25 protein-coding genes are annotated in these 24,451 nt (G+C 55.5%); 9 read left to right on the top strand and 16 right to left on the bottom strand.

The genetic code is table 11. The annotated features are described in order from the left end of the window. Positions 1-224 precede the first annotated feature (224 nt). The 5 genes from ABJI08_RS20070 to ABJI08_RS20050 form a co-directional block, all read right to left on the bottom strand. Positions 225-980 carry an ABC transporter ATP-binding protein gene (locus tag ABJI08_RS20070; protein ID WP_348403637.1) on the bottom strand — a complete coding sequence of 252 codons (756 nt, stop codon included), beginning with the start codon at positions 978-980 and terminating at the stop codon, positions 225-227. 12 nt (positions 981-992) lie between these two features. Continuing rightward, entirely contained in the window at positions 993-1,748 is a 756-nt protein-coding gene (locus tag ABJI08_RS20065) for an ABC transporter ATP-binding protein (protein WP_348403636.1), read from the bottom strand. Between the two features lie 13 nt (positions 1,749-1,761). Then, positions 1,762-2,949 carry a branched-chain amino acid ABC transporter permease gene (locus ABJI08_RS20060; RefSeq protein WP_348403635.1) on the bottom strand — a complete coding sequence of 396 codons (1,188 nt, stop codon included), beginning with the start codon at positions 2,947-2,949 and terminating at the stop codon, positions 1,762-1,764. A gap of 3 nt (positions 2,950-2,952) precedes the next feature. Next, positions 2,953-3,984, bottom strand: coding sequence for a branched-chain amino acid ABC transporter permease (locus ABJI08_RS20055; RefSeq protein ID WP_348403634.1), 1,032 nt, complete (start codon positions 3,982-3,984; stop codon positions 2,953-2,955). Positions 3,985-4,110: 126 nt separating this feature from the next. Further along, the gene (locus ABJI08_RS20050) at positions 4,111-5,457 is read right to left on the bottom strand and encodes a substrate-binding protein (protein ID WP_348403633.1); all 1,347 of its coding nucleotides are present in this window, start codon (positions 5,455-5,457) and stop codon (positions 4,111-4,113) included. Positions 5,458-5,674: 217 nt separating this feature from the next. Between ABJI08_RS20050 and ABJI08_RS20045 the strand changes: the two genes are divergently transcribed. The 5 genes from ABJI08_RS20045 to ABJI08_RS20025 all read left to right on the top strand — a co-directional run bounded on the left by ABJI08_RS20045 (position 5,675) and on the right by ABJI08_RS20025 (position 11,640). Next, positions 5,675-6,976 (top strand): helix-turn-helix domain-containing protein, encoded by a 1,302-nt coding sequence (locus ABJI08_RS20045; protein WP_348403632.1) that lies wholly within the window; start codon positions 5,675-5,677, stop codon positions 6,974-6,976. Positions 6,977-7,052: 76 nt separating this feature from the next. Next, complete coding sequence (locus ABJI08_RS20040) at positions 7,053-7,421, top strand: response regulator (protein ID WP_348403631.1); 369 nt, start codon at positions 7,053-7,055, stop codon at positions 7,419-7,421. Next, positions 7,418-7,684 (top strand): hypothetical protein, encoded by a 267-nt coding sequence (locus tag ABJI08_RS20035; protein ID WP_348403630.1) that lies wholly within the window; start codon positions 7,418-7,420, stop codon positions 7,682-7,684. Before ABJI08_RS20040 ends, ABJI08_RS20035 begins: the two co-directional genes overlap by 4 nt. Continuing rightward, positions 7,684-10,374, top strand: a complete 2,691-nt coding sequence (locus tag ABJI08_RS20030; RefSeq protein WP_348403629.1) for an ATP-binding protein — start codon at positions 7,684-7,686, stop codon at positions 10,372-10,374. The genes ABJI08_RS20035 and ABJI08_RS20030 overlap by 1 nt, the downstream gene beginning before the upstream one ends. 66 nt (positions 10,375-10,440) lie before the next feature. Then, positions 10,441-11,640, top strand: a complete 1,200-nt coding sequence (locus tag ABJI08_RS20025; protein WP_348403628.1) for a FliM/FliN family flagellar motor switch protein — start codon at positions 10,441-10,443, stop codon at positions 11,638-11,640. On the opposite strand, the gene ABJI08_RS20020 is transcribed toward ABJI08_RS20025, so the two are convergent. From ABJI08_RS20020 to ABJI08_RS20005, 4 genes are all read right to left on the bottom strand, one after another. Next, entirely contained in the window at positions 11,614-12,042 is a 429-nt protein-coding gene (locus ABJI08_RS20020; protein ID WP_348403627.1) for a TIGR01244 family sulfur transferase, read from the bottom strand. The genes ABJI08_RS20025 and ABJI08_RS20020 overlap by 27 nt on opposite strands. Before the next feature lie 9 nt (positions 12,043-12,051). Beyond that, entirely contained in the window at positions 12,052-12,486 is a 435-nt protein-coding gene (locus tag ABJI08_RS20015) for a DUF6691 family protein (RefSeq protein WP_348403626.1), read from the bottom strand. Further along, positions 12,486-12,911, bottom strand: a complete 426-nt coding sequence (locus ABJI08_RS20010) for a YeeE/YedE family protein (protein ID WP_348403638.1) — start codon at positions 12,909-12,911, stop codon at positions 12,486-12,488. Before ABJI08_RS20010 ends, ABJI08_RS20015 begins: the two co-directional genes overlap by 1 nt. Positions 12,912-13,018: 107 nt before the next feature. After that, the gene (locus tag ABJI08_RS20005; protein WP_348403625.1) at positions 13,019-13,882 is read right to left on the bottom strand and encodes an MBL fold metallo-hydrolase; all 864 of its coding nucleotides are present in this window, start codon (positions 13,880-13,882) and stop codon (positions 13,019-13,021) included. A gap of 155 nt (positions 13,883-14,037) precedes the next feature. On the opposite strand from ABJI08_RS20005, the gene ABJI08_RS20000 reads away from it, so the two are divergent. The 3 genes from ABJI08_RS20000 (at position 14,038) to ABJI08_RS19990 (ending at position 16,846) form a co-directional block, all read left to right on the top strand. Then, positions 14,038-14,367 carry a TraR/DksA family transcriptional regulator gene (locus tag ABJI08_RS20000; protein ID WP_348403624.1) on the top strand — a complete coding sequence of 110 codons (330 nt, stop codon included), beginning with the start codon at positions 14,038-14,040 and terminating at the stop codon, positions 14,365-14,367. A gap of 54 nt (positions 14,368-14,421) precedes the next feature. Further along, on the top strand, positions 14,422-14,637 hold the full coding sequence (locus ABJI08_RS19995; protein WP_348403623.1) for a hypothetical protein: 216 nt from the start codon (positions 14,422-14,424) through the stop codon (positions 14,635-14,637). 130 nt (positions 14,638-14,767) lie between these two features. Beyond that, positions 14,768-16,846 carry a 3-hydroxyacyl-CoA dehydrogenase NAD-binding domain-containing protein gene (locus ABJI08_RS19990; protein ID WP_348403622.1) on the top strand — a complete coding sequence of 693 codons (2,079 nt, stop codon included), beginning with the start codon at positions 14,768-14,770 and terminating at the stop codon, positions 16,844-16,846. 16 nt (positions 16,847-16,862) lie between these two features. Here ABJI08_RS19990 and ABJI08_RS19985 read toward each other — a convergent pair whose 3' ends face one another. Beyond that, positions 16,863-17,078, bottom strand: coding sequence for a hypothetical protein (locus tag ABJI08_RS19985; RefSeq protein ID WP_348403621.1), 216 nt, complete (start codon positions 17,076-17,078; stop codon positions 16,863-16,865). A gap of 175 nt (positions 17,079-17,253) precedes the next feature. On the opposite strand from ABJI08_RS19985, the gene ABJI08_RS19980 reads away from it, so the two are divergent. Then, on the top strand, positions 17,254-17,514 hold the full coding sequence (locus ABJI08_RS19980) for a DUF2312 domain-containing protein (RefSeq protein WP_348403620.1): 261 nt from the start codon (positions 17,254-17,256) through the stop codon (positions 17,512-17,514). Between the two features lie 14 nt (positions 17,515-17,528). On the opposite strand, the gene ABJI08_RS19975 is transcribed toward ABJI08_RS19980, so the two are convergent. The 6 genes from ABJI08_RS19975 to ABJI08_RS19950 form a co-directional block, all read right to left on the bottom strand. Continuing rightward, entirely contained in the window at positions 17,529-18,941 is a 1,413-nt protein-coding gene (locus ABJI08_RS19975) for an exonuclease domain-containing protein (protein ID WP_348403619.1), read from the bottom strand. Beyond that, positions 18,941-19,474: a hypothetical protein gene (locus ABJI08_RS19970; protein ID WP_348403618.1), complete on the bottom strand. Its 534-nt coding sequence runs from the start codon at positions 19,472-19,474 to the stop codon at positions 18,941-18,943. The genes ABJI08_RS19975 and ABJI08_RS19970 overlap by 1 nt, the downstream gene beginning before the upstream one ends. A 67-nt stretch (positions 19,475-19,541) precedes the next feature. Continuing rightward, positions 19,542-21,371 (bottom strand): DUF294 nucleotidyltransferase-like domain-containing protein, encoded by a 1,830-nt coding sequence (locus tag ABJI08_RS19965; protein WP_348403617.1) that lies wholly within the window; start codon positions 21,369-21,371, stop codon positions 19,542-19,544. A 105-nt stretch (positions 21,372-21,476) separates the two neighbouring features. Further along, positions 21,477-23,261, bottom strand: coding sequence for a sodium:solute symporter family protein (locus ABJI08_RS19960; RefSeq protein WP_348403616.1), 1,785 nt, complete (start codon positions 23,259-23,261; stop codon positions 21,477-21,479). Positions 23,262-23,276: 15 nt separating this feature from the next. Continuing rightward, positions 23,277-23,537, bottom strand: coding sequence for a DUF4212 domain-containing protein (locus ABJI08_RS19955; RefSeq protein WP_093092696.1), 261 nt, complete (start codon positions 23,535-23,537; stop codon positions 23,277-23,279). Between the two features lie 73 nt (positions 23,538-23,610). Then, on the bottom strand, positions 23,611-24,294 hold the full coding sequence (locus tag ABJI08_RS19950) for an adenylate kinase (RefSeq protein WP_348403615.1): 684 nt from the start codon (positions 24,292-24,294) through the stop codon (positions 23,611-23,613). Between the last annotated feature and the right edge of the window lie 157 nt (positions 24,295-24,451).

Here is a 24,451-nt window from a genome sequence, read left to right as displayed (position 1 = left end):
CAATCCGTTTGCCATGTTCGGCCCAGAACGCATCAGGATCCGCAATCGACGCCGCATACATCGCATCATACGTCGCCAAATCTGCATGCGCTCCAGACGATAACTCAGAAGATGGGGGATAGGTTTGATCGGTCATGGCATACCTCGAAGTTAAATTTCGGTGCGAGGTTAGGGAGCCGTACGGAAGAGTCAACCAACCCTAAAGTACAGCCCCGATGCCAACCTCAAATTGCGAGATATTCTGAGCGCAGTTCTTCATTGGCCAGAACTTCTTCGGCCGCGCCGTCAAAGACAATGCCACCAGTGTCCAGAATGACAGATCGGTCCGCCAATTCCAGTGCCCGCACTGCGTTTTGTTCGACGATAACAGTGGTGATGCCCTGTTCTTTAATGATGCGCAGCGTCTTTTCAATTTCGTCCACGATCACCGGCGCCAGGCCTTCGTAAGGCTCGTCCAGCAACAACACTTTGATGTCTCGTGCCAATGCGCGGGCGATGGCCAGCATCTGCTGCTCACCACCGGAAAGCGTCACGCCTTCTTGCTTGCGACGTTCGCCAAGGCGGGGGAACAATTCGTACAGACGTTGAATAGACCAGCCAATGGGCGGCGCAATCTGAGCAAGCTGAAGGTTTTCTTCAACAGTGAGACCGGGAATGATGCACCGGTCTTCTGGCACAAGCCCAATTCCAACGGCGGCCGCTTCGTGGCTTTTCATCAGGTGCAGGGGTTGGTGATCCAACCAGATCTCACCATGTGTGACCTGTGGGTCGTCCATGCGCGCGATGGAGCGCAGGGTCGAGGTCTTGCCCGCGCCGTTACGGCCCAGAAGCGCAAGGATTTCGCCTTCGTGCACGTTGAACGAGATGTTCTGCACGATGTAGCTTTCGCCGTAGTAGCTTTCCATGTTCCAGACGGACAGGAAGGCCGGGGCGGTTTCAGCGTGACTGTGACCTTTTGAGAAGTCGGGTTTGACGTTCATGTGATCTCTCCCTTACGCCGTTTCGCCCAGATACGCTTCGCGTACCTTGGGATTGCCACGGATGTTTTCCGGATCGTCTTCGACCAGCGGTGTGCCCTGAGCCAGCACCGTGATGCGATTGGCCAGCGAGAACACAACATGCATGTCGTGTTCGATGATGGCGATGGTGATGTCACGTTCGTCGCTGATCTGTTTCAGCAGGTCGATCGTGTTGTTGGTGTCGGCACGTGCCATGCCCGCAGTTGGCTCGTCTAAAAGCAGCAGACGTGGCTCTTGGGCAAGGCACATGCCGATCTCGAGGCGACGTTTGTCACCGCGCGACATAGAGGCCGAGTGCATGTGGCGCTTGTCCGCCATGTTCATGTCCTCAAGCATCTTTTCGGCTTTCTCGACGATTTCCTTTTCGTTCAGCATGTTTTCAATGGCATGCATGCGGAAAGAGCCATCGCGTTTGGCGAAACACGGGATCATCATGTTTTCCATGACCGTCAGATCGCTAAAGATCTCCGGTGTCTGGAACACCCGCGAAATACCCATCTGGTTGATCTCGTAAGGCGTGCGTCCCAGCACCGACTGGCCGTCAAACATGACGGAGCCGGTGTCGGGGATCAGCTTGCCCACCAGACAGTTGAGCAGGGTGGATTTACCGGCCCCGTTGGGACCGATGATGGCGTGAACGCTGTTTTCTTTAACGCTCAGGTTGACGTCGCCCAGTGCCTGTAGGCCACCGAACCGTTTGCCAACGTCTTTGACTTCAAGAATTCCCATTGTTCAGGTCTCCTTATTCTGCGGGTTCAGTGGAAGCGGAATCGGTGTCGGTGTCTTTTTTGCGAGAGATGGCGCGCTTGATGCGTTGACCACCTTCGACCAGACCACCGGGCAGGAAGATCACGACGAGCATGAACAGGATGCCCAGTGTGAGGTGCCAGCCTTTGCCGATGAAGGGATGGATGAGGAAGACAACAAAATCCTCAAGACCATCGGGCAGGAATGCAAACCAGTTGTGCAGGATCGAGTCGTTGATCTTCGAGAAGATGTTCTCGAAATACTTGATGAATCCTGCACCCAGAACCGGCCCGATCAATGTACCGGTACCGCCCAGAATGGTCATCAGAACAACCTCGCCTGATGCAGTCCATTGCATGCGCTCAGCGCCTGCCAGGGGATCCATCGCAGCCATCAGGCCACCGGCCAGACCAGCATACATACCCGAGATCACAAAGGCGGCCAGCGCATAGGGGCGCGGGTTCAGGCCAGTGTAGTTCAGTCGGGTCTGGTTGGATTTGATCGCACGCAGCATCATGCCAAACGGCGACCGGAAGATGCGGATTGCAAGGTAGAACACGACCATCAGGATAATGGCACAGAAGTAATAGCCATTGTTAAAGGTGAATTCCCATGGGCCGACATTCAGTTTGGCAGAGTTGTTCATCACGATGCCAAACAGGTGCGGGCTTGTGGCTTCGTTGGCGCCCAACAGGACCTGCGGGTCATTGGTATAGACCTGCAAGCCGGTTTCGCCGTTGGTGATCGGTGTCAGAACCGAATAAGCGAGGTTGAACGACATCTGCGCGAAGGCCAGCGTCAGGATCGAAAAGTAGATACCCGAGCGGCGCAGGCTGACATAGCCAATCACAAGGGCAAACAGGCCTGAAGTGATGATCGCCAGTGGCAGGCCCCAGATTACGTTGTAATCCAAGAGCTTGTACATCCAGACAACCGAGTAGGAACCGATGCCCAGAAAGGCTGCGTGGCCAAAGGACAGGTAGCCGGTCAGGCCAAACAGGATGTTAAAGCCAATCGCAAAGATCCCGAAGATCACAAAGCGCTGCATCAGGTCAGGATAGCCTGCGTTGAACTGCGCCATGGCGCTGCCTTCGGGGAAGGGGTTCAGGATGAAGGGGGCGAACAGCGCAAGGCAGGCCACCACGATCATGAGGGTTGTGTCTTTTTTATTCAGTCCGAGCATGTCTTATTCCTCCATCACGCCTTTGCGGCCCATGAGACCCCGAGGACGGGTGAGCAGGATGATGATTGCGACAACGTAGATAATGATCTGGTCGATGCCGGGGATGAGAGACTTAACTTCGTTCATGGAGGCAAAGCTTTCCAGGATACCCAACATGAAGCCAGCCAGAACGGCGCCGGGCAAAGAGCCCATACCGCCAACAACCACAACAACGAAAGACAACACAAGGAAGTCCATGCCCATATGGTAGTTGGGCGAGTTGATCGGAGCGTACATCACCCCGGCCACACCCGCGACGGCGGCTGCGATGCCGAACATGATGGTGAAACGTTTGTCGATGTTGATGCCCAGCAGGCCAACAGTTTCGCGATCCGCCATACCTGCGCGCACAACCATCCCGAAGGTGGTGAACTGAAGGAAGGCAAACACGCCCCCGATCACAAGTGCGGCGAAGAAGAAATAGACCATGCGCCAGTAGGGATAGATGATCACGTTTGGATCAAAGCCCAGCAACACGCCGAAGTCGAACGAACCTTTGAATGCATCGGGCGCCCCGGTGGGGATGGGGTTTGCGCCGAAAAAGTACTTCACGACTTCCTGCATGACGATGGCGAGACCAAAGGTCACAAGGATCTGATCCGCATGCGCACGTTTGTAGAAGTGCTTGATCAGGCCGCGTTCCATAATAAAGCCGACGGCGACCATGATTGGGATCGAGAACAGAATGGCGAGCGGGACCGACCAGTCGATGATGGCGGCGCCGGTTTCAGGGCCAAACCAATCCATCACGTAAGGTGTCTTGACCTTCAGCGGATTACCGAGAAAGTCGGTCTGGGTCGCATCGACTGTTTCAAAGCTGATGTTCAGGATTTTTGTCAGTGTCACGGCACAAAACGCGCCGATCATAAACAACGCGCCGTGGGCGAAGTTCACCACACCCAGCGTGCCGAAAATTAGTGTCAGTCCCAGCGCAATCAGCGCATAGGCCGAGCCCTTGTCGAGCCCGTTCAGGATTTGCAGGAGTATTGCGTCCATGGTCCCCACCTTTGGTGTCTCATTGGAAGCTTTCCACGGAAAGGACGTCGCGCATAAAACGGGGTCACTGGGCCGGGAAAGGCGAGACCGGTCGCACCTGATGGCGCGACCGGTAGTTATTGAGGCTTATGCGCCCGGGTTACATGTACCCAAGCTGCCACCCGCAAACATTGGGTGATCGGGTGCGTAAGTAACCTGAGCGGCCGGAGTAACTTCGACAACTTCAAGAAGGTCGAATTCCGACGTTGGGTTTTCTTTCCCACGCACAACCAGAACGTCTTTGAAGCACTGGTGATCGTCGGCGCGGTACAGCGTTTTGCCGTTGCCCAGACCGTCGAATTCGTAACCTTCCAGAGCTTCGCCGATGCCACATGGGTTGAATGTGCCTGCACGCTCTGCCGCGTCTGCATAAAGCAGGGTCTGGCAGTAAACAGTGTGCGCAGCCTGGCTTGGCGGGAAGCCGTACTTGGTGCCGAAGGATTTCACGAATGCTTTGGAAGCATCGTCCTGCAGCGACCAGTGCCAGTTGGTGGATCCGTGAATACCTTTCACGTTTTCACCAGCACCTTTGGCCATCAGGCGCGAATACAGCGGAACAACGATTTCGAAGTTCTTGCCGTTCACCTGCTTGTCGCGCAGACCAAACTGAACTGCGTTGGTCAGCGAGTTCACCATGTTACCGCCGTAGTGGTTCAGAACCAGAACGTCAGCACCCGAGTTCAGAACTGGTGCGATGTAGGACGAGAAGTCGGTCGACGCCAGAGGAGTGCGCACCTTGTTCACAGTGTTCCAGCCCATTGCCTCGGTCGCAGCAGCGATCGATTCTTCCTGTGTCCAGCCCCATGTATAGTCGGCTGTCAGGTGGTACGCGTTCCGGTCGGTGCCATAGAGGTTCTTAAGCACTGGTGCCAGAGCGGCTGCTGACATGTAACCGTTAAAGAAGTGACGGAAGCCATTGGCTTTCTTGTCTTTACCGGTTGTGTCGTTTGAGTGGGTCAGACCCGCCATAAAGATGACGCCTGCTTCCTGGCAGAGACCCTGCACAGCAATCGCAACACCAGAAGACGAACCACCGGTGATCATCACCGCGCCGTCTTTTTCGATCATCGATTTGGCCGATGCGCGGGCGGCGTCAGATTTTGTCTGAGTGTCGCCAGTCACATATTCGACTTTTTTGCCCAGGATACCGTTGCCCTGCAAGGCTTTGGAGCTGAACGTATTCATCATGCCGCCGTCGCCGCCACCGTTCAGGTGCTCGACCGCAAGCTCATAGGCGCGCAGTTCGTCTGCACCTTCGTCCGCGTATGGTCCGGACTGTGGCACGTTGAAGCCCAGTGTGACGCTCGAACCGGTTGGTTCATTGGTATAAGCAGCCGCGGACGACGCCGTGAAAATTGTGGGCAGTGCAACGCCAGCGCCTGCAACTGCGCCGGTCTTAAGCACGCCGCGACGTGTCATAGTTGTTTTGGACATGTAATCCTCCCTTTGGTGAAGAGCGTCACGGGTCTCCTCAAACCCGCGCGCAATGCACTTTTGTGCAAAATCATTATCAGGGCGGCATGTAAAAACACGCAACAACTGCTTTCAATCAAACAATTTTTTTGTAAAGTAATTCGCAACTCATGCGTATACTGTGTAAAGAAGTTATTCGGCAGCGCAGAAAGTCGTTGAATCTAACAAGGAATTGTTCATGGCCCGCGACACATTGACCGGCAGCCGAATTCGAGAACGCCGCGTAATGGCAGGGATGCGACAGGCAGAACTTGCCCGAAATGTGGGAATTTCGGCCTCATACCTCAATTTGATCGAACATAATCGCCGCAGAATCGGCGGTAAACTGCTGATGGACATTGCCCAGGTTTTGAACGTCGAAACGTCGCTTTTATCCGAAGGTGCTGAGGCTGCCTTGATTGCGACGCTGCGCGAGTCTGCGGCGGATATCGGATCGCTGCAAGTCGAGCTGGACAGGGTGGATGAGTTCGCTGGTCGCTTTCCCGGGTGGGCCGCGTTAATCGCAGAACAACATCGCCGGCTGGGTAGTTTGGAACGTACAGCGGCTACATTGACGGATCGGTTGACACATGATCCGCATCTGGCCACGTCGATGCACGAAATGCTGACCATGGTCACCGCGATCCGATCCACGGCGGGCATCTTGGCCGATACCAAGGAAATTGAGCCGGAATGGCGTAATCGGTTCCATCGCAACCTGAATGAAGACAGTCAGCGTCTGGCTGAAAGTTCGCAACAGCTTGTGGCCTATCTGGACGAGGCGGGTGACGCGGGCGCGAGCTTGACGCTGCCGCAGGAAGATGTTCAGGCGATGATGGAATCCAATAAATTCCGATTTGACCAACTGGAAAACGCTTCTGAGGTCGAGATGACCACGTTTCTGGAAACCCAAAGCGACCTGACATCCTCAGCCGCGCGCAATCTTGCAGGCGTCGCGCTGAAACAGCTTGCGGTGGATGCGCGGATCATGCCGCTTGAGGAAATGCGCGCCCGCGTGGGCGAGGGACCGATTGATCCAGTCGCGATTGCGCGGGCTTTTGGGGCGACTCTTCCGGCGGTATTTCGCAGGTTGGCAGTGGTTTCGGACGAAGTTTTGCCGATGCCGTTGGGGCTGGTCATGTGCGACGGGTCCGGCACTTTGATGCTGCGCAAGCCGGTCGAGGGGTTTCCCTTGCCCAGATTCTCCGCAGCTTGTCCGAAATGGCCCCTGTTTCAGGCCTTGTCACGCCCGATGCGTCCTTTGCGCCAACGGGTCACAGTAACGGGACGCGACGCGCGTCAGTTTGAATGTTTTGCCGTGACCAAGCCCGTCGGTCGGTTAGAAGTCAATGTGGACCCGCTGTATCACAGTTATATGTTGATCGTCCCGGTGGAGGGTGCGGTCGAGGCTGGCCGTGAAGTCGGGTCGACATGCCGGGTCTGTCCGAGCCGTGATTGCGAGGGACGGCGCGAACCTTCGTTGCTGGCAGGGGGGATTTGAGCTTGGCATTTTGCGCAACGCCGCTAAGAATGGTTAAACGCAGAATAATAATATGCGTGCATGTAGGGGAGAATGCATGGGGAAGAGCGTTCTTCTGATTGAAGACGAACCAAACATCATCGAAGCGATCAGTTTCATACTGTCGCGCGATGGCTGGGCTGTTGCGACCCATTCAAACGGGCATGATGCCGTTGGGGTGGTTCAGGACAAATTGCCTGATCTTGTTATTCTGGATGTGATGCTGCCGGGAAAAAGCGGGTATGACATTCTTAGAGAGCTGCGTGATCTGGACGCAACGCGCAATTTGCCGGTGCTCATGCTGACCGCGCGCGGTCAGGTCAAAGATCGCGAAATGGCCGAACGGGCCGGGGCGAGCCGCTTTATGACCAAACCGTTTTCCAACGCCGAAGTTCTAGAAGCGGTGCGGGAATTGGTGCAACCGTGAACGAGGGCCGCAAATCGGTTTTTCTGGAGCGTCAGAGTTATCGTCGCCGCCGTCTGGTCGATACAATCCGAATATTGCCGCTGATCGGCGCTTTGCTTTGGGCCGTACCACTGCTGTGGCCCAATCAGTCTGAAGGCGCGGTGTCCGGCTCGGATGCTGTGATATACATTTTTGTCGTCTGGTTCGGGCTGGTGATCGTTGGGGCGATGTTGTCCCGTGCCGTCTCGAAAGGGGGCGTGAACGAAGATCAGGGTGAGCTTTGATGGGCACGCTGAATATTCTTGTCTCGGTTTGCCTGATCTACGTGATCTTTCTGTTTCTTGTGGCTTTTGGCGCCGAACGCGCCGCCATGCAGGGGCGCAGCGGTTGGTTGCGCTCTCCTATTGTCTATACGCTGTCACTGTCGATCTATTGCACGGCCTGGACGTTTTACGGCGCGGTTGGTTTCGCCGCGCGGTCCGGGCTTGAATATCTAACGATTTATATCGGGCCATCACTGGTTATGATTGGCTGGTGGTGGGTTTTGCGCAAACTGGTCCGGATTGGTCGAAGTCAACGCATTACGTCAATCGCAGATTTAATATCGTCGCGATACGGCAAATCGAACTTGTTGGCCGTGGGCGTCACAGTGCTGGCTGTGATCGGAACCACGCCCTATATCGCGTTGCAGCTGCAATCCGTAACCGTGAGTTTTGCTGTTTTTTCAGATGCTTATAATGCCGGTGGACCAGTAGAAAGCCAAGAGAGCAATGCGCTCTTGGTGGCCGCGGGATTGGCCTTGTTCACGATTGTTTTTGGGACACGAAATCTGGATGTGAATGAACGTCACCACGGGGTGGTGATGGCTATTGCGGTTGAAGCCATCGTAAAGCTGTTTGCGCTTTTGGCAGTGGGCGTTTTCGTGGTCTGGGGCATTGGCGGCGGTGTGTCGGACATTCTTGACCGCATTGATGCGTCAGAGATTGGCACATGGGAAGTGCAGGGAGATCGCTGGGCCGCGCTGATATTCCTGTCTGCGGCCGCATTTTTGTGCCTGCCGCGCATGTTTCAGGTGATGGTGGTTGAAAACGAAGACGAAGGCCACCTGCGCACCGCATCCTGGGCGTTTCCGGCTTATCTGATGGTGATGAGCCTGTTTGTGGTGCCAATCGCCGTTGTTGGGTTAGACCTGATGCCAGCCGGATCAAACCCGGATTTTTTCGTGCTGACCTTACCCTTGGCCAACGGAAATGAAGGGTTGGCGATTTTGTCGTTTCTGGGCGGATTTTCAAGCGCGACTTCTATGGTGATTGTTGCTGCTCTGGCTTTGTCGACGATGGTGTCGAACCATATTGTCATGCCGATCTGGTTAAAGCTCGCCGGAACCGGGGCCAGTGTGTCGGGGGATGTGCGTCATGTTGTGTTGCTGACCCGCAGAATCTCGATCGGGGCAGTTGTGACGCTCGGCTATCTCTATTTCCGCTTGTCGGGCGGGGGCACCGCTTTGGCCTCGATCGGGTTGATTTCGTTCGCCGGGGTTGCGCAGTTTTTACCTGTGTTGATCGGCGGTATTTTCTGGCGCGGCGCCACAAGGACAGGCGCCTTTGCAGGGCTGACTGTTGGCTTCGTGATATGGGCCTATACACTGTTGCTGCCGGGGTTTGGGGCAGGGGCATTGTTTTCCGCAGACATGATGGCACACGGCCCGTTTGGCCTGTCATGGTTGCGCCCGCAGGCGTTTTTCGGGATCGAAGGCATGGATCCGTTGGTACATGCGATCCTTTGGTCGATGTCTTTGAATTCGCTTGTATTTTTTGTGGCTTCTCTGGTTGGATTCCCTTCGCCGCTGGAACGGTTGCAGGGCGCCCAGTTTGTGAATGTCTATGCGCACAGCTCTAACCCGCAAAGCTGGAGCGGCAGTCTGGCGCAGAGCGAAGATTTGATGGTGATGGCACAACGTATTCTGGGCGCACGCGAGGCGCAGGATCTGTTTGAACGCGAGGCGCGCAACCAGGGTGTGACCGGATTGCTGCCCGAACCCAGCCCGGATTTCCTTCAGTTACTGGAACGGGAATTGTCCGGCTCTGTTGGGGCGGCGACCGCACATGCGATGATTGGCCAGATTGTCGGCGGCGCGTCGGTTTCGGTCGAAGATTTGATGGCGGTGGCCGACGAAACCGCGCAGATGATGGAGTATTCATCGCAGCTGGAAGCCAAGTCCGAAGAATTGACCCGCACAGCACGCCAGTTGCGGCAGGCCAACGAAAAGCTGACGCAATTGTCCGAACAAAAGGACGCCTTTCTGGGACAAGTCAGCCATGAGTTGCGCACCCCGATGACCTCAATCCGGGCGTTTTCAGAAATATTGCGCGACAGTGAATTGATGACCGAGGCAGAAAAGACAAAATACTCGACCATCATTCACGATGAGGCCATCCGCCTGACCCGGTTGCTGGACGATCTGCTGGATCTGAGCGTGCTTGAGAACGGACAAGTGAACCTGAATGTGCAGTCTGGACCCTTGGCAGAGGTGCTGGATCACGCCGTTTCCACGGCTTTGACCGGCGGCGGGTCTGACCGATTGAAAGTGACCCGCAGACGCACACAGGAACATGTGCGACTGACAACTGATCTTGACCGGCTCAGCCAGGTTTTCATCAATCTGATTGGCAATGCGCAAAAATATTGTGACGCTGAAAACCCGTCGCTGACTATTTCGGTAAGGCGACGGCAAGGCGGGTTGATTGTCGATTTTGTCGACAATGGAAGTGGGATTTCCAAGTCAGATCAGGCGGTTATATTTGAAAAGTTTGCGCGTGTCGGAGAACAACGGGCCAGCGGTGCCGGCTTGGGTCTTGCGATCTGTCGCGAGATCATGGCCCGCTTGGGCGGTGAGATTGATTATCTGCCCGGACAAGGCGGCGCGGCCTTTCGTGTTGTCCTGCCAACGGAACAGGCCATGGCGGCACAATAACCTGTTGGCATCAATCCTATGGTAACTTCCTGACGGTTAATGTGAAGCCACACCGGTTGTTATTACATGGCTGAGCGAACAGTGGCGCGCAAGATGGACGAAACAGGCAAAGGCTCAATACTCAGGCGCAAGGCCAGTGAGGGGCGACAGGACTTTCTGGCGCGATCCATGTCACCTGACAAAGCGATGCGTCTGGCGCTGGAACGCGCGGCGGAGAAGGGCCTTGATCTGGCATTGGAAGTGCTGGGAATGTCGTCCTACAAGGTGGCGCATGACGCGTTGTCGGGGCATCTGGATAGTAACGCGTTGTTGGCGGTGCTGGACGGTGCAGATGGCGAACCGGCGGCAGTCTCGATTGGCCCTCAGGTTCTGGGTGGGTTGGTTGAACACCAGACCATTGGCAGAATAATACCGCGACAGAGCAGTGGGCGCATGCCAACGCGGGTTGATGCCGCATTGATCACACCGTTTCTGGACGATGCTATGGCGCGGTTTGTTTCAGCGCTTAATGACGACGACAGCGCGCCAAAATGGCTTCAGCTATATCGGTTTGGTGCGATGGCGGCGGGTCCGAGGACATTGTCGTTGGCGTTGACGGCGCATGAATACCATCTTTTTCAGTTTGATGTTTCTTTGGCAGGTGGCGCCAAACAGGGGCAGATTTTGATCTGCTTTCCAGAGTGCAAAATTGAACCTGATGTGGGTGTGGATCAAAGACACTCAGATGCTGCCGCTCAAGAGTTTCGCAACAGCATCATGATGGCGCCCACTGCGTTGCGCGCTGTTCTGACCCGCATCAGCTTGCCGATCACACAACTGCAAGCCCTGTCAGTTGGGGATGTGCTGCCAATCTCGTCAGAAGCGTTGAAGGATACAATTCTGGAAACAACGGCAGGAGAAGAGATTTCGCGTGTGCATTTTGGTCAGGTCAACGGGTTACGCGCCATTCGTCTGAGCGGTATGGGATTGCCGCGGGTCGCTGACGGTGGGGATGATCCGGAATTTGTTCAGGACCAAACATTGCCACCAACTGAACAGGATCTGGACGATTTGCTGGCAGCGGAAACCGCGCTGGATGCGCTGTTGCCACCTGTTGAAGACGACGCATCGGCGCCAACCGGATTTGACGAAGATCTCAGCGATCTGGACGAGCTTATCCAACTGAGCGCTGACGACATTGGTGATCCGACCGCCATGGCAAGGTTGGGCAGCGCGCAAGAGCAATCCCAGCCGTCAGATTCAACTACCCTTGGCGATGGCGTGTAGGGATGGGGCCAACCCGCTGAGATCATATCCGCCATCGGCGGCAGCGGATAAAAGGTCGTCGACAGGTGTGGTCTGTGCATGCGCCAGTGCCCAGCAGATGGTGCTGCGAGTGCCTGACCGACAATAGGCCAGGACTTTGCCATCCGATTGTTCCAACGTGTCGCGTTGAACCGCCTGACGCTCGGGCGTCATGGTGTTCATGGTCAATTCGTTCAGAACGAATTTCAGACCCGCGGCATCGGCAGCCTGTGCCATGACGTCGGCCTGCTGGTCGACGTCGATTTCAGCATCGGGGCGGTTGTCGATGACAGTGGTAAACCCGGCCTCGGCAAGAGCGGTCATATCAGTTGCGTCAATTTGAGGCGCAACGAAGTAGCGGGGGGTAATCTGACGAATATCCATAAAGCCTGATTACTCGGCAGGCAGCGCAGTGTCCAGTTGCGCCCGCACATAAGGTGCCGCACCGAAACCAAAGAGCATCGCCGCTAGGAAAACCCAATGCGGCCAACCGCCATAGCTGAGCGACGCGACGGCCGGACCCGGACACAGGCCGGCGAGCCCCCATCCCATGCCAAACATCACTGATCCCAGCACCAGGTTTCTGCCCAGTCGCGGGTCTGGTGGCGTTGGAAATTGCCCGCCGACGAACGGTTTGCGCCCCTGTGTCAGTCTCCAGGCGATGGCCATCGGAAGAATTGCACCCCCCATCACAAAGGCAAGCGTTGGATCCCAGTTGCCAAAGACATCGAGCCACCCCTGAACCTTGGACGTGTCGGTCATGCCTGAAATAAACAACCCGGCCCCAAACAGACCACCCGCGAGAAATGCAAAAAACAGACGCTTCATCAGATTACTCCCAGAATATGGCGGAACAGCACGACGGTTAATCCACCAGCCATGATGTAGAACACGGTGGCGACCATGCCGCGCAGCGATAATCGGGAAATTCCGCAAACGCCGTGCCCCGACGTGCAGCCATTTGCAATGCGTGTGCCTATGCCAACCAAAAGCCCAGCGGCGATCAGCACTGCGATGTTATCGGTAACGTGGGTCGAGAAGGGGCGATAAACTGGGCGTAGAATGACCGGCAACAAAATGACACCAGCGAGAAAGGTCAATCGCTCGGCCGTACTAGTGCGTCCGGTGCCGTCAATCAAACCGCCGATAATGCCGCTGGCGCCCATGATACGCCCATTGGCCAACAAATAGACGGCGCCGCCAAGTCCAATCAACAAGCCGCCAAGCAATCCCCAAAGCCAATCGGCCGGTATCGAGTTCAACATTGCGTTTCCTTATCCTGATGTTCGAAGCCTTTATCGTCGGGGCTGGTTCGCAATCGCACCGACCGAGCTTAGATTTACGGCGTGATCATAGGGTGTCAGATCTTGTTGACAGGGACCTTGAGAAAAACGTCACCCTGTTCATCCGGTTCAGGCATTTGACCCGCCCGCATATTGACCTGAAGCGACGGAATAATCAGTTTGGGCATCGATAGCGTTGCATCCCGCGCGTCCCGCATTTCGACAAATGTCTCCTTGGAGTTGCCAGCGCCGATGTGAATATTGCGGGCCTTTTGTTCGCCCACGGTGGTTTCCCAAGCGTATTCGTCTCGCCCGGGCGCCATATAATCATGGCCCACAAAAATCCGGGTATCATCCGGCAACGCCAGTATTTTCTGGATCGATTTGAACAACAATTCCGAAGACCCGCCCGGAAAATCACAACGCGCGGTGCCAAAATCGGGCATAAACAGCGTGTCACCAACAAAAGCGGCATCGCCGATTACAAAGGTCATACAAGCTGGAGTGTGCCCCGGTGTGTGCAGGACATCGGCCCGCAACTGGCCGATCATCAGGCTGTCGCCATCGACAAACAGCTGGTCAAACTGTGACCCATCACGTTGAAACTCGGTGCCTTCGTTAAAGACTTTTCCAAATGTATCCTGAACGACAGTGATGTTTTTGCCGATGCCAATTTTGCCGCCCAGCTTTTCCTGAAGGTAGGGCGCTGCGGAAAGGTGGTCGGCATGTACGTGACTTTCCAACAACCATTCAACCCGCAGATCGTTTGTCTGCACAAAGTTGATAATCTCATCAGCTGATTTCGTATCGGTGCGCCCGGACGAATAATCAAAATCCAGAACTGAGTCGATGATGGCGCAAGACGCACCGGACGGATCTTTGATCACGAATGAAATGGTGTTCGTCGTTTTGTCAAAAAAGGCTGTTACATCTGGTGTCATCACGAATCCTCCAAGTTCCAATAAACATATATCAATTTATGCATGTGTTTCAAGGCTGAGCGCAAACATAGGGATGAAAGGGGAATTATTGATTTGTATCAAGGCTCGCAGGCCGAAATTGTGTGAAACTTTTGAGGACGCGAAAGGGGGGTCTCATGACAGATTTCGCAACTCAAAAGCAAACGCTGTTGAAACGGCTTTCCGAGCTGGACCATCGCCTGCACAGTATCGAAGCCGAGCTGGATGCTGAAAATTCCAAAGACTGGGAAGAAATGGCTGTCGAGCGCGAGGGCGACGAAGTTCTCGAAAGTCTGGGGCAAAGCGGACAGGGCGAAATTCTGCGCATTCGTGCAGCACTTGGGCGAATACGTGCCGGAGAATACGGCATTTGCGGGCGCTGCGGTGAGGATATTTCACAAACCCGGTTGCAAGTTTTGCCGGACACACCTTTGTGTAAAACCTGTGCTGCGACAGTGTCTCGATAGGTATATTTTTGAAGCGCCGCTTCGGGAGGGCCGCGCTATTTGGAGGAACTATTAATGAATATTGACCAATTGCTCGAAAAGGCTGCCGAGTTGGAATCGACCATTCAGGGCACAAGTGGTGATACACGATATCAACTGCACCAACAGTTGCATCGGACCTTGGAAAACATCCGACTGGTGGGGGGCAAAATTCCGGCGCACTTGCGCAAGCTTGATCTGGATCTTGTCGATGAAGAAGTTGAAGACAGTTTCGACAATATGCCTGTGTAAGTCTGTTTTTTTGACATCGGGGCGCGTTCCACGTCGGAGCGCGCCCCTTTTTGTTCCCTTGCACGCTCGTCAGAGACCGCTAATGTTTCCAAAAGGCGCAAAACTCGTTTTGCGGGGCAATGAGTAAAGCATGTCGCAAGAAGTTACGTACAAGGTTGATGACGGTGTCGCGGTTCTGACACTACAAAACCCTCCGCTAAATGCGTTGACGGCAAAAGTGCGATCATCGCTTATGAAGTGCATTGACCGGGCAGCTGCCGACGAAAATGTTCATGTACTCCTGATTTGTGGAAGTGGCGACAGTTTTTCTGTTGGCCAAAACAATGATGATTATGGAAAACCGGCCACGGATGTCACCACGGCCGAAATCTGCAATGCAATCGAAGGAATGTCGAAACCGGTTGTAGCCGCAATTGGTGGCGTTGCGCTGAAAGAAGGTTTGGAGTTGGCGCTCGCCTGCCATTATCGCGTCGCAAACACGCAGGCGTCGGTAGGTTTTACGCAAGTTGCTGTCGGCCTGTTGCCCGGAGCAGGGGGAACGCAACGCGCTGCCCGTTTGCTTGGCGCGGATGTCTCTCTCGAAATGATGCTATCTGGCAAAATTGTGCAGGCTGCAGATGCCTCATTAGAGCCGCTTTTTGATCTGGTTGTTGATGAGCAGGCAGATGTCGTCGGGTTGAAATTTGCAGTGCAGATTTTTGCTGAGAAGGTGCCTGTGCGACGAACACGCGATATGCGCGCGCGTTTGACTGACGCGGCCGGGTTTCAAGCGGCGGTGGACCGATGGCGCAAACGCATTGGCGGCAGATCGGAACCTGCGATTGGTGAAATTTTGCGATGCGTCGAAGCGGCTGCCCTGTTGCCGTTTGAAGTTGGTCTGAGTTTTGAACGTTCCGCCTTTGAGGAGCTGGAGAAATCTGAACAGTTTCGCGCCCTGTCGCATATGCAAATTGCCCGACATAAGGCGGCACAAAATCCGGAGAGAACCAAGGGTAAGCCTCGCGTAATCCGTGTAGTTGGCGTGATTGGCGGCGGGGCGCGTGGTGCAGGGTTTGCCGGTGCTGCGTTGATGGCAGGTTACGAGGTGGTCTTGGTTGAAAAAGATGCACCATCGATGGAACGCGCCCAAAAAAATGTTCAAAGGCTGCTGGACCGTAATCAAAAACGTGGGCGATTGTCTTCGGTGCGACGGGAAGCCTTGGATGGGAAGCTGCAGGCGAACACGGATCTGGTTGCTTTGTCTGATGTGGATTTGATCATTGAGGCCACAGGCCCGGAAGCCGCAACACGCGCTCAGGTGTTTTCGCAGCTGGATGGTATAGTCAAGACCGGCGCTGTTTTGGCTACAGCCTGGCCCTTTGCGGACATTCCGCATCTGGCATCGCTGTCCGGCTGTCCCGGCGATGTTCTGGGGATACATATTCCGACGCCAACGCAGACCTCGGCGGTTGCGGAAATCGCAACGACACCCCAAAGCGACCCGGATGCCGTTTTGACGGCGCAGTCATTTATTCAGAAGATCGGAAAATCAACGGTTCGGTGCAACGCCCATCCTGGGTTGGTCGGACATCACATTATGGCCGCCTATCAGCATGCAGCGGATCGACTGGTCTTACGAGGGTGCAGCCCGCAAGAGGTTGACGCTGCGATGCGGGCGTGGGGCATGACACTTGGGCCTTTTCAGAATGCCGATCTGATGGGATTGGATCGCGCATGGTTGCGCCAGAAAATATGTGGAGTTGATGGGTCGAGCGGTGTTTTGCATCGCATGGTCAAAGCGGGTCGATTGGGACGCGCCAATGGAAAAGGGTGGGTTCGCTATGAACGTTCCAACCCGCTAGGCGCCAGCGATCCCGAGGTTGACGAAATATTGAAACCGTTGCGCGATGCAATTTCGCCGGAGCCGCACGCTGTTGGCCCGGAGGACATTCAGGCGCGATGTCTGGCGGCCATGGCCAATGCCGGGGCGGGATTGTTGAAAGAAGGTGTCGTGCAGCGCCCGTCTGACATTGATGTGGTGATGGTTTTGGGATTTGGTTTTCCCAGCTGGCGGGGCGGACCAATGCAGGCCGCAGACGAAGCCGGATTGCTGAACATTCGCAACCATATACGCGACTTCGCTGATTCCGACCCGGGGTTCTGGGTGCCCGAACCACATTTTGATTTGCTGATCAAAAACGGGCAGAATTTTTCGGATTTGAACGGGTGATGTCAGCCTTTTGTGGTCAGCTGAACGAGATGCCCAGAATGACAACCATCAGGCCGATGACCGACAAAAACAGGGCGCCCATATTCAACGGCATGATCTTTTGAATGGCTGCGCGCAGCTCTTCGTCGCTCAACCCTTTGCGCCGGGCCTGACTGGCCTTGATGATCGACAGGATCAGACCAATCAATCCGATAACAGACAAAACCGCGCCTGCCCAAACCAACCATTCCATGGTTTAAATTCCCGTTGTTGTTGCTAATGCTGCCCCTACCTCAAGCGAAGTCTTGCTGCAAGGGGCCGGGCGAGTCCGAAAACTGGTTCAGGTGGCACAACAGCTATTGCGAGGGGGAAGATGCGGCGCTAGATTGCGGCTTCATTTTTAACGGATCATCCTGTCAGGAGCCCCCATGAACGACTCTTCACCCGACTCCAGCTATCGCGTGACTGCCAATGAACTGCGCCAGTTTGTCGAGCGTTTTGAGCGGTTGGAAATGGAGAAAAAGGACCTTGCCGAGCAGCAGAAAGAAGTGATGGCCGAAGCCAAGGGGCGCGGCTATGACACGAAGGTTCTGCGCAAGATCGTGGCTTTGCGCAAGCGCGACAAAGATGACATCGCCGAAGAAGAAGCGGTGCTGGAAATGTATAAAGAAGCGTTGGGAATGAGCTGAACTAGCTTGCCAGATTAGTTCAGATCCTCCAGCAGCCGTCCGTGTTTGCGGGTTTGTTCAATGACTTTTCCGAACGTGTCAAACCCGCGCGACGCCAGCATTGGTAACATCAGGCACAACACTTCGGCGGTGGCCTGAGCGTCGCCCAAGGCCGTGTGGCGCAAGTGTTCAGGGATTGTCACGCCCAATCGGTCGCACAGCGCGTCCAGCGTGTGGGTTTCTGACGCGCCAAACAGAACCGCCGAGAGCAAAACAGTGTCCAAAATGGGGTGATCCCATTCAATTTCCATTTTGCGGGCGTGGCGGCGCAGAAAGGCCATGTCGAACGGCGCGTTATGCGCGACGATCACGGCGCCTCTGGCAAAATGGTGAAAATCTGTGGCAACCGTCTGGATTGGTGGGGCATCCGCCACCATTTCGTTTGTGACGTGGTGCACCTTGATCGAAGCGGCCGGGATTTTCATACCCGGATTGACCAGTTGATTGATCTGCTCTCCGATCACAATTTTTCCGTTGATGACACGCACCGCGCCCAGCTGAACAATTTCGTCCTTGTGCGGCAAAAGCCCGGTGGTTTCGCTGTCAAACACAACATAGGTCATGTCGGTTATGGGGGTATTCAACACGTCTGAAACCTGAGAAGCATCAAACAGATCAAAATCATAGGTCAGTGGGCGCGCAGCGTCTGGCGAGATTGAAATATGCGCGTCATCGATCAGGATCATATATCCCGGGGCATGGCCCAAAGGTTTCAGGCGGGCATCAAAACTGAACCGGTCACCTGCGCCAATTGCCTGAAAAGAAACTTCTTTTCCAGTTTTATCAAGTTCGGCATGTGCCTGATTGAGAGTGTCTGCCTGAAAGTAGTCAAACACCGACGCGTTCAGACGCGGTGGCGCAACCTGCGCCAAAGCCTCGGCGGCCTGACCATCGTAAAGCACAATCTGATCGGAGGGGCTGACAAGGATCATTGCCACCGGGATTTCGGTTAACAGCGCAGTCAGCCGCTGTTTTTCTTCGGTCAGGCGTTGGGTCTCTTCTGCGACGAGTTCTGCGGTATCCAGCGTGGAACGATTGAGCTTGGTTGAAACAGCTTCGGCTGCCGGGGCGAGATCGCCAAGATAGCGGGCCGCGTGGGTATCGACATCGGCGTCCACCCGGGCATGCGCGTGAGTGCGCATGGTTGCTGCCAGCCTTTCAATAGGCTTGGCGACGTTTTCGTCAAACAACAGCCAGATACCGACAGACAAACCAATCAAACCGAACCCGGCCAAAATTCCAGAAAGCAGGAACCCTGAGGCAGGGCCGTCTGTCAACGCGCTGCGATAGCCAAGAAAAAGCGCCAATCCGACGATAAACGTGCCCCCAAACGCCATCAGGGCAAAGAACAGCAATATCCGAATACGGAGGGAAAGGGCGCTGAACATTACGGCACCTCGCAAATCGCGGCTAAGGTGGGATCAGCCTCTGAAACGGTGATCCAATCGGCGCCCTGAACGTTGCCATCATCATCAAATTCAATCGCGTCAACCAATGGCGCGCGCCGTTTCGCAACGCAATCAGCCATCACCGTCATGCGATTAACGGGTGACCAGCGGCCGTAGAAAAACAAATCCGCCATGCGCATGTCTGGGAGTTTCTGGTTCGTGCGCACAGAACTTGTGTCGAGTGCCACAAACCGTTCCGTATAGGGCCAGGCATAGGTCCATGGTCGATAAAACGCTTTGCTTTCAACGGTTTCGATAATGGTTAACCCTTCGGGCAGGGTGTCCCGCGTGCGTTCAAACCAGCCGTATTCACTTGAGATGGTGGCGATGATCATTGCCGCCCCTGCGGCGATCGGTGTCAATGATTTGGGCAGACGACGCCCGGTCAGGCGCCCGGTCAAATGGGTGACAAGCATCATCAGACCTGCAGCGCCAATCCCTGCAAATAACGTGGCGACGAGTTCCAGAAACATGGTCATCCTCCCTTAAATTTTACCCGCCGTGCCGACCTCTCCTCTGATCGAAACGGCGGCTTGTCAGCTACCCCAGCATGCCACGCCCATGCCCGATGGCCGATTGCAGCGATTTGACGACAACAAAGGCGTCGCGCAAATGGCTGCGTTCGAAATCAGACAGGGCAGACGGGCTGAGAAAATTGTCTGGCTTTTGGCCATCTTTAACCAGTGCAACCTGATGCTCCAGTCGGGCTTCGGCAATTAGATCGTAAGCGTCCAACAGGTCAGCCGCGCCTGACGCGCTAAGCACGCCAGCGGTTTCGGCCGCTTCTAGGCGCGCGCGGGTGTTGACCTCGGTTAGCCGCCCCTGAAGCGCATAGACCCGGCCCAGATCAACGACCGGCACAACGCCGTTGGCTTTGAGATCGAGCTGGTTTTTATGCTCGCCCGACCGGATTGTGGCAAAGCCGCGCAGCAGCCCAAGGGGCGGCGTATGTTTCAGCGAGTTGGACACCATATGGGCAACAAAGATCGAGTTATTTGCAGCAGCCCCCAACGTGTCTTCCTGAAGGTCATTGAACAGATCGAAATGGCCGCCGATGGGGCGCAGGTCAAACATCACGCTGGCCAGCATCTGAGCTTCGGGGTCAGGCGTGTTGATCCAGCCTGTGAAATAGGTTCTCCAGACACTTACGGATTGGCACCAACGTGGATTGGTCGCCATCATGTCACCCGGACAGTAGAAATAGCCGCAAACATCCAGGCCATCTGACACAAATTTAGCGAGATTTGCGAAATAGCCCGTGCGCATGTCATCGGTCACGCTGTCGTCCAGGATCAGGCAGTTGTCCTGATCCGAAACGCCGGTCTGTTCCTGGCGACCTTGAGAGCCACAGGCCAACCAAAGGTAGGGCACCGGAGGTTTGCCAAGCTGGTCTTCAGCCAATGCAAGCAAACGTCGGGTCGCGGTGTCGGCAATATCGGTGATCAGGCGGGTGACGATTTCGTGCCGGTTTCCCCCGGCGACAAGCTGAACCAGAAGTTGCGGAATGCGGGCCGTGACTTCGGCCATTTCGGCAGCAGAATTGGCACGGGCAATCTCGGACACAAGTTCGGCCGAGCTGACCGCCTGAAACCGGGTCAGATCGGTTTGAGTGACAATGCCAACCAGCTTTCCGGCGTCGACGATTGGCACGTGACCAATGCGATGTTCCATCATCGTGTGCAGCACATCAGAGCCGAGGGCAGTTGAGGGCAATGTGCGCGGTGACGTGGTCATGATGTCCGAAATCGGTGTGTCATGGGGCAGGGCTGAGGCCATCACCTTGGACACCAGATCGCGGTTTGTCACAATGCCTTCCAGTGCGCCGTTTTGAGCAATGCAAAGCGATGAAATGCGATGATCCCGCATCATCTGAGCTGCGTGTTGGGCTGTGTCCTGTGCGGCAATGGTTTTGGGATCGTGTGCCATAAGCGTATCGACCCGGATGGTCGCCAGTTCATGAACCTGTTCTTTGCGCTGCGCGCGAGAGCGGTCGAAAAACCGTTTGGCTGCCGGGTGCGTTTCGATCAGCGCGTGAAACTCGGGGGCCGGCAACATCAACAGGATGGTGTGTTCATCCGCGCTGGCGCTGGTGACGGCCTGACCTTCCCGCATCAGTCCGCGTTCGCCAAACGAGTTGCGCAAACCCAGATGAGAAACAACCACGTCGTTTTCATCCGAAACAGCAATTGCACCTTCATAAATCAGGAACAACCCGGGCAGTTTTTCACCCAGCTCATAGACTGAAAAGCCTTTTTCGACCTCCCATGCCTCAAACTTGGTTGCCAGATCCGGCAATTCTGCGGGGGGCATAGCATCATAAGGATGAACAGACTGAAGAAAACGGGAAATCTGATCTTGGGACAGCGGCATGGCGCGCACCTTTTGGAAGATAAAATGTCCCGCCCGGCATGCACCGAACGGGACGTTATTGGAAGATGGCGGTGGGTCGCAGTTGCACCCACCGCATAGCCGCTATCAGTGATCCTGAGCTGCGCCTGCACCTTTTGGTACGCGAACGCTTTCCACAAGGTCTCTGATCTCTTGTGGCACGGGCTTAGTCATGCCTGTGACGAGGTAGGCAACCGCGAAGTTGATCATCGCACCAATCGCACCGAACGAAGTCGACTTGATTGTACCCAACAGCGGATCAGCATCTGTGAAGCTGTTGGTGCCAGCAACAAAGAACCAGCCTTTGTGCAGGAAGATGTAGATCAAAGTTACTGTCAGACCTGCCAACATACCCGCTACCGCACCAGTGTTGTTCACCTTCGTCGAGAAGATACCCATCATCAGTGCCGGGAAGATCGAAGCCGCCGCGAGACCAAAGGCCAGAGCCACGGTTTGCGCAGCGAAGCCCGGAGGGTTAAGACCCAGATAGGTCGCAACCGCGATGGCAACTGCCATTGCAACACGAGCGGACATCAGTTCGCCTTTTTCCGAGATATTCGGGTTCAGCGAGCCTTTGATCAGATCGTGAGACACAGCAGACGAAATCGCGAGCAACAAACCAGCCGCCGTTGACAGCGCAGCCGCCAGACCACCTGCAGCCACCAGACCGATCACCCAAGAGGGCAAGTTGGCAATCTCAGGGTTGGCCAGCACAAGAATGTCGCGGTTGAACTTTGTCAGCTCGTTACCGGTCCAGCCTTTTTCAGCCGCTTTGGCCTGCATGTCGGCATCTTTGTCGTTGTAGTACTGGATTTTGCCGTCACCGTTTTTGTCTTCCCAGTCCAGCAGACCGGTTTTCTTCCACGTGGCCATCCAATCATAGCGCTTTTCAGTTTCGATTTGCTCAACCGAGACCGCTTCGCCAGCTGTGCCTTTGGGCCACATCATGTCGGTGATGTTCAGGCGTGCCATCGCACCCACAGCCGGAGCCGTCAGATATAGCAGCGCAATGAACACAAGCGCCCAGCCAGCTGACCAGCGTGCATCTGCAACGCGAGGCACAGTGAAGAAGCGCATGATGACGTGTGGCAGACCCGCTGTACCGATCATCAGCGACAATGTGAACAGAACCATGTTCAGCGTGTCGGCGTGATGCGTGGTATACTCGTTAAAGCCAAGTTCGGCCACAATGGCGTCCAGCTTTTGCAACAGCGGCTCACCCGACGCAACGTGGTCGCCAAACAGACCCAAAGCAGGGATTGGATTGCCGGTCAGTTGCAGCGAAATAAAGATCGCTGGAATGGTGTAGGCCATGATCAACACGACATATTGCGCAACCTGCGTATACGTCACGCCCTTCATGCCGCCGAAAACTGCATAGGCAAACACCACACAGGCACCGATCAACAGACCGGTAGTGTTGCTGACTTCCAGAAAGCGGCCAAAGGCAACACCAACACCGGTCATCTGACCGATCACGTATGTAGTTGATGCCACGATCAGACAGACCACAGCCACCAGACGGGCTGTTGGCGAATAGAAACGGTCGCCGATAAATTCGGATACGGTGAACTTGCCGAACTTGCGCAGATAAGGCGCGAGCAGCAGGGCAAGCAAAACATACCCACCGGTCCAGCCCATCAGGAATGACGAGTTGTCATATCCGGTAAAGGCGATCAGACCAGCCATCGAAATGAACGACGCAGCTGACATCCAGTCAGCGGCTGTGGCCATCCCGTTGGTGACAGGGTGTACGCCGCGACCCGCAGCGTAAAATTCAGAAGTTGATCCGGCGCGTGCCCAGATCGCGATGCCGATGTAAAGCGCAAATGACGCGCCCACAAACATCAGGTTAATGGCAAACTGACTCATTGTCCCAGGGTCCCTTTACTCTTCTTCAACGCCGTGTTCGGCATCAAGTTTGTTCATCCGCCAGGCGTAGAAAAAGATCAGCGCCAGAAAGACCAGGATCGACCCTTGTTGGGCAAACCAAAAGCCCAGGTCGGTGCCGCCGACGGCGATGCCGCTCAGCATTGGGCGCAGCAGAATGCCGAACCCGAAAGAGACCAGCGCCCATATGACGAGGCTGATCAGAATGATCCGCACATTTGCGGACCAGTATGCAGTGTTGGATGAGTTGTCGGCCATGATGGCTCCTCCCCCGTTTCCAGTTTCCTCCGCAAGGCACGGCGGGTTGCCCCACGCGCCTTACAACTTCCCTTTACGCAACTGCCTTTTTGACAATGGCGCTCAGATTCCCTGCGATTGCATCGATGTCGCCCATGGCGTCGATGCGTTCCAGGCTGCCCGTGCCGTCGTAATAGGCAATGAGCGGTGCCGTTTGTGCGTGGTAAGCCTCAAGGCGGCTGGCCACGGTTTCGGCGTTGTCGTCAGCACGGCGTTTCATGTCCGTGCTTCCGCATTTGTCACAGACGCCCTTTTGGGCGGGCTGTTTGAATGTGTCGTGAAATCCTTCACCGCAGGCGCCACAGGTGTAGCGCCCCGAAATCCGCGTCACCATGGCAGCGTCCTGAACATCAAGGCTGATAGCGGCGTTGATTTTCTGACCACTTTCGCCCAGCAGCGCATCCAGCGCTTGCGCCTGAACCGTGGTGCGTGGAAAGCCGTCCAGTATCACGCCTTTGGCGCAGTCCGCGTCGCCCAGCCGGTCACGCAAAATGGCAATGACAATCTCGTCGCTGACCAGATCACCGGCCTCCATAACGGCTTTGGCGGCTTTGCCAGCGTCGGTTCCGGCGGCTACGGCCGCGCGCAACAGATCCCCGGTTGAGAGCTGTACAAGACCAAACTGGTCTTCCAGCATGCGGGCTTGCGTGCCCTTCCCGGCGCCCGGAGGGCCGAGAAGGATCAGAACGGGTGCGGTAGGTTTTGCAGTGTCTAACATGACGCCATTACCCCTGGTTCATTCTGTTTTTGATGAGGTCATCGACGACGGCTGGTTCGGCGAGAGTTGAGGTGTCTCCGAGGGCTCCGAAGTCGTTTTCTGCGATTTTTCGCAGGATGCGGCGCATGATTTTGCCGGAGCGTGTTTTGGGCAGGCC

The organism is Shimia sp., from assembly GCF_039969785.1.
Classification (GTDB): domain Bacteria; phylum Pseudomonadota; class Alphaproteobacteria; order Rhodobacterales; family Rhodobacteraceae; genus Shimia.
Note: the sequence above shows the minus strand (reverse complement) of the source record. Positions and strands in the feature narration are given on the sequence as shown.

Excerpts from the sequence above, each read along its gene's own strand:
- ABJI08_RS19995 (WP_348403623.1), top strand. The coding sequence starts at position 14,422 with ATGAATATTGACCAATTGCTCGAAAAGGCTGCCGAGTTGGAATCGACC.
- ABJI08_RS20025 (WP_348403628.1), top strand. The coding sequence starts at position 10,441 with ATGGCTGAGCGAACAGTGGCGCGCAAGATGGACGAAACAGGCAAAGGC.
- ABJI08_RS19955 (WP_093092696.1), bottom strand. The coding sequence starts at position 23,537 with ATGGCCGACAACTCATCCAACACTGCATACTGGTCCGCAAATGTGCGG.
- ABJI08_RS20000 (WP_348403624.1), top strand. The coding sequence starts at position 14,038 with ATGACAGATTTCGCAACTCAAAAGCAAACGCTGTTGAAACGGCTTTCC.
- ABJI08_RS20040 (WP_348403631.1), top strand. The coding sequence starts at position 7,053 with ATGGGGAAGAGCGTTCTTCTGATTGAAGACGAACCAAACATCATCGAA.
- ABJI08_RS20015 (WP_348403626.1), bottom strand. The coding sequence starts at position 12,486 with ATGAAGCGTCTGTTTTTTGCATTTCTCGCGGGTGGTCTGTTTGGGGCC.
- ABJI08_RS19960 (WP_348403616.1), bottom strand. The coding sequence starts at position 23,261 with ATGAGTCAGTTTGCCATTAACCTGATGTTTGTGGGCGCGTCATTTGCG.
- ABJI08_RS19975 (WP_348403619.1), bottom strand. The coding sequence starts at position 18,941 with ATGTTCAGCGCCCTTTCCCTCCGTATTCGGATATTGCTGTTCTTTGCC.
- ABJI08_RS20005 (WP_348403625.1), bottom strand. The coding sequence starts at position 13,882 with ATGACACCAGATGTAACAGCCTTTTTTGACAAAACGACGAACACCATT.
- ABJI08_RS20045 (WP_348403632.1), top strand. The coding sequence starts at position 5,675 with ATGGCCCGCGACACATTGACCGGCAGCCGAATTCGAGAACGCCGCGTA.
- ABJI08_RS20065 (WP_348403636.1), bottom strand. The coding sequence starts at position 1,748 with ATGGGAATTCTTGAAGTCAAAGACGTTGGCAAACGGTTCGGTGGCCTA.
- ABJI08_RS19950 (WP_348403615.1), bottom strand. The coding sequence starts at position 24,294 with ATGTTAGACACTGCAAAACCTACCGCACCCGTTCTGATCCTTCTCGGC.
- ABJI08_RS20070 (WP_348403637.1), bottom strand. The coding sequence starts at position 980 with ATGAACGTCAAACCCGACTTCTCAAAAGGTCACAGTCACGCTGAAACC.
- ABJI08_RS20055 (WP_348403634.1), bottom strand. The coding sequence starts at position 3,984 with ATGGACGCAATACTCCTGCAAATCCTGAACGGGCTCGACAAGGGCTCG.
- ABJI08_RS19990 (WP_348403622.1), top strand. The coding sequence starts at position 14,768 with ATGTCGCAAGAAGTTACGTACAAGGTTGATGACGGTGTCGCGGTTCTG.
- ABJI08_RS19980 (WP_348403620.1), top strand. The coding sequence starts at position 17,254 with ATGAACGACTCTTCACCCGACTCCAGCTATCGCGTGACTGCCAATGAA.
- ABJI08_RS20030 (WP_348403629.1), top strand. The coding sequence starts at position 7,684 with ATGGGCACGCTGAATATTCTTGTCTCGGTTTGCCTGATCTACGTGATC.
- ABJI08_RS19985 (WP_348403621.1), bottom strand. The coding sequence starts at position 17,078 with ATGGAATGGTTGGTTTGGGCAGGCGCGGTTTTGTCTGTTATCGGATTG.
- ABJI08_RS20020 (WP_348403627.1), bottom strand. The coding sequence starts at position 12,042 with ATGGATATTCGTCAGATTACCCCCCGCTACTTCGTTGCGCCTCAAATT.
- ABJI08_RS19970 (WP_348403618.1), bottom strand. The coding sequence starts at position 19,474 with ATGTTTCTGGAACTCGTCGCCACGTTATTTGCAGGGATTGGCGCTGCA.
- ABJI08_RS20050 (WP_348403633.1), bottom strand. The coding sequence starts at position 5,457 with ATGTCCAAAACAACTATGACACGTCGCGGCGTGCTTAAGACCGGCGCA.
- ABJI08_RS19965 (WP_348403617.1), bottom strand. The coding sequence starts at position 21,371 with ATGCCGCTGTCCCAAGATCAGATTTCCCGTTTTCTTCAGTCTGTTCAT.
- ABJI08_RS20060 (WP_348403635.1), bottom strand. The coding sequence starts at position 2,949 with ATGCTCGGACTGAATAAAAAAGACACAACCCTCATGATCGTGGTGGCC.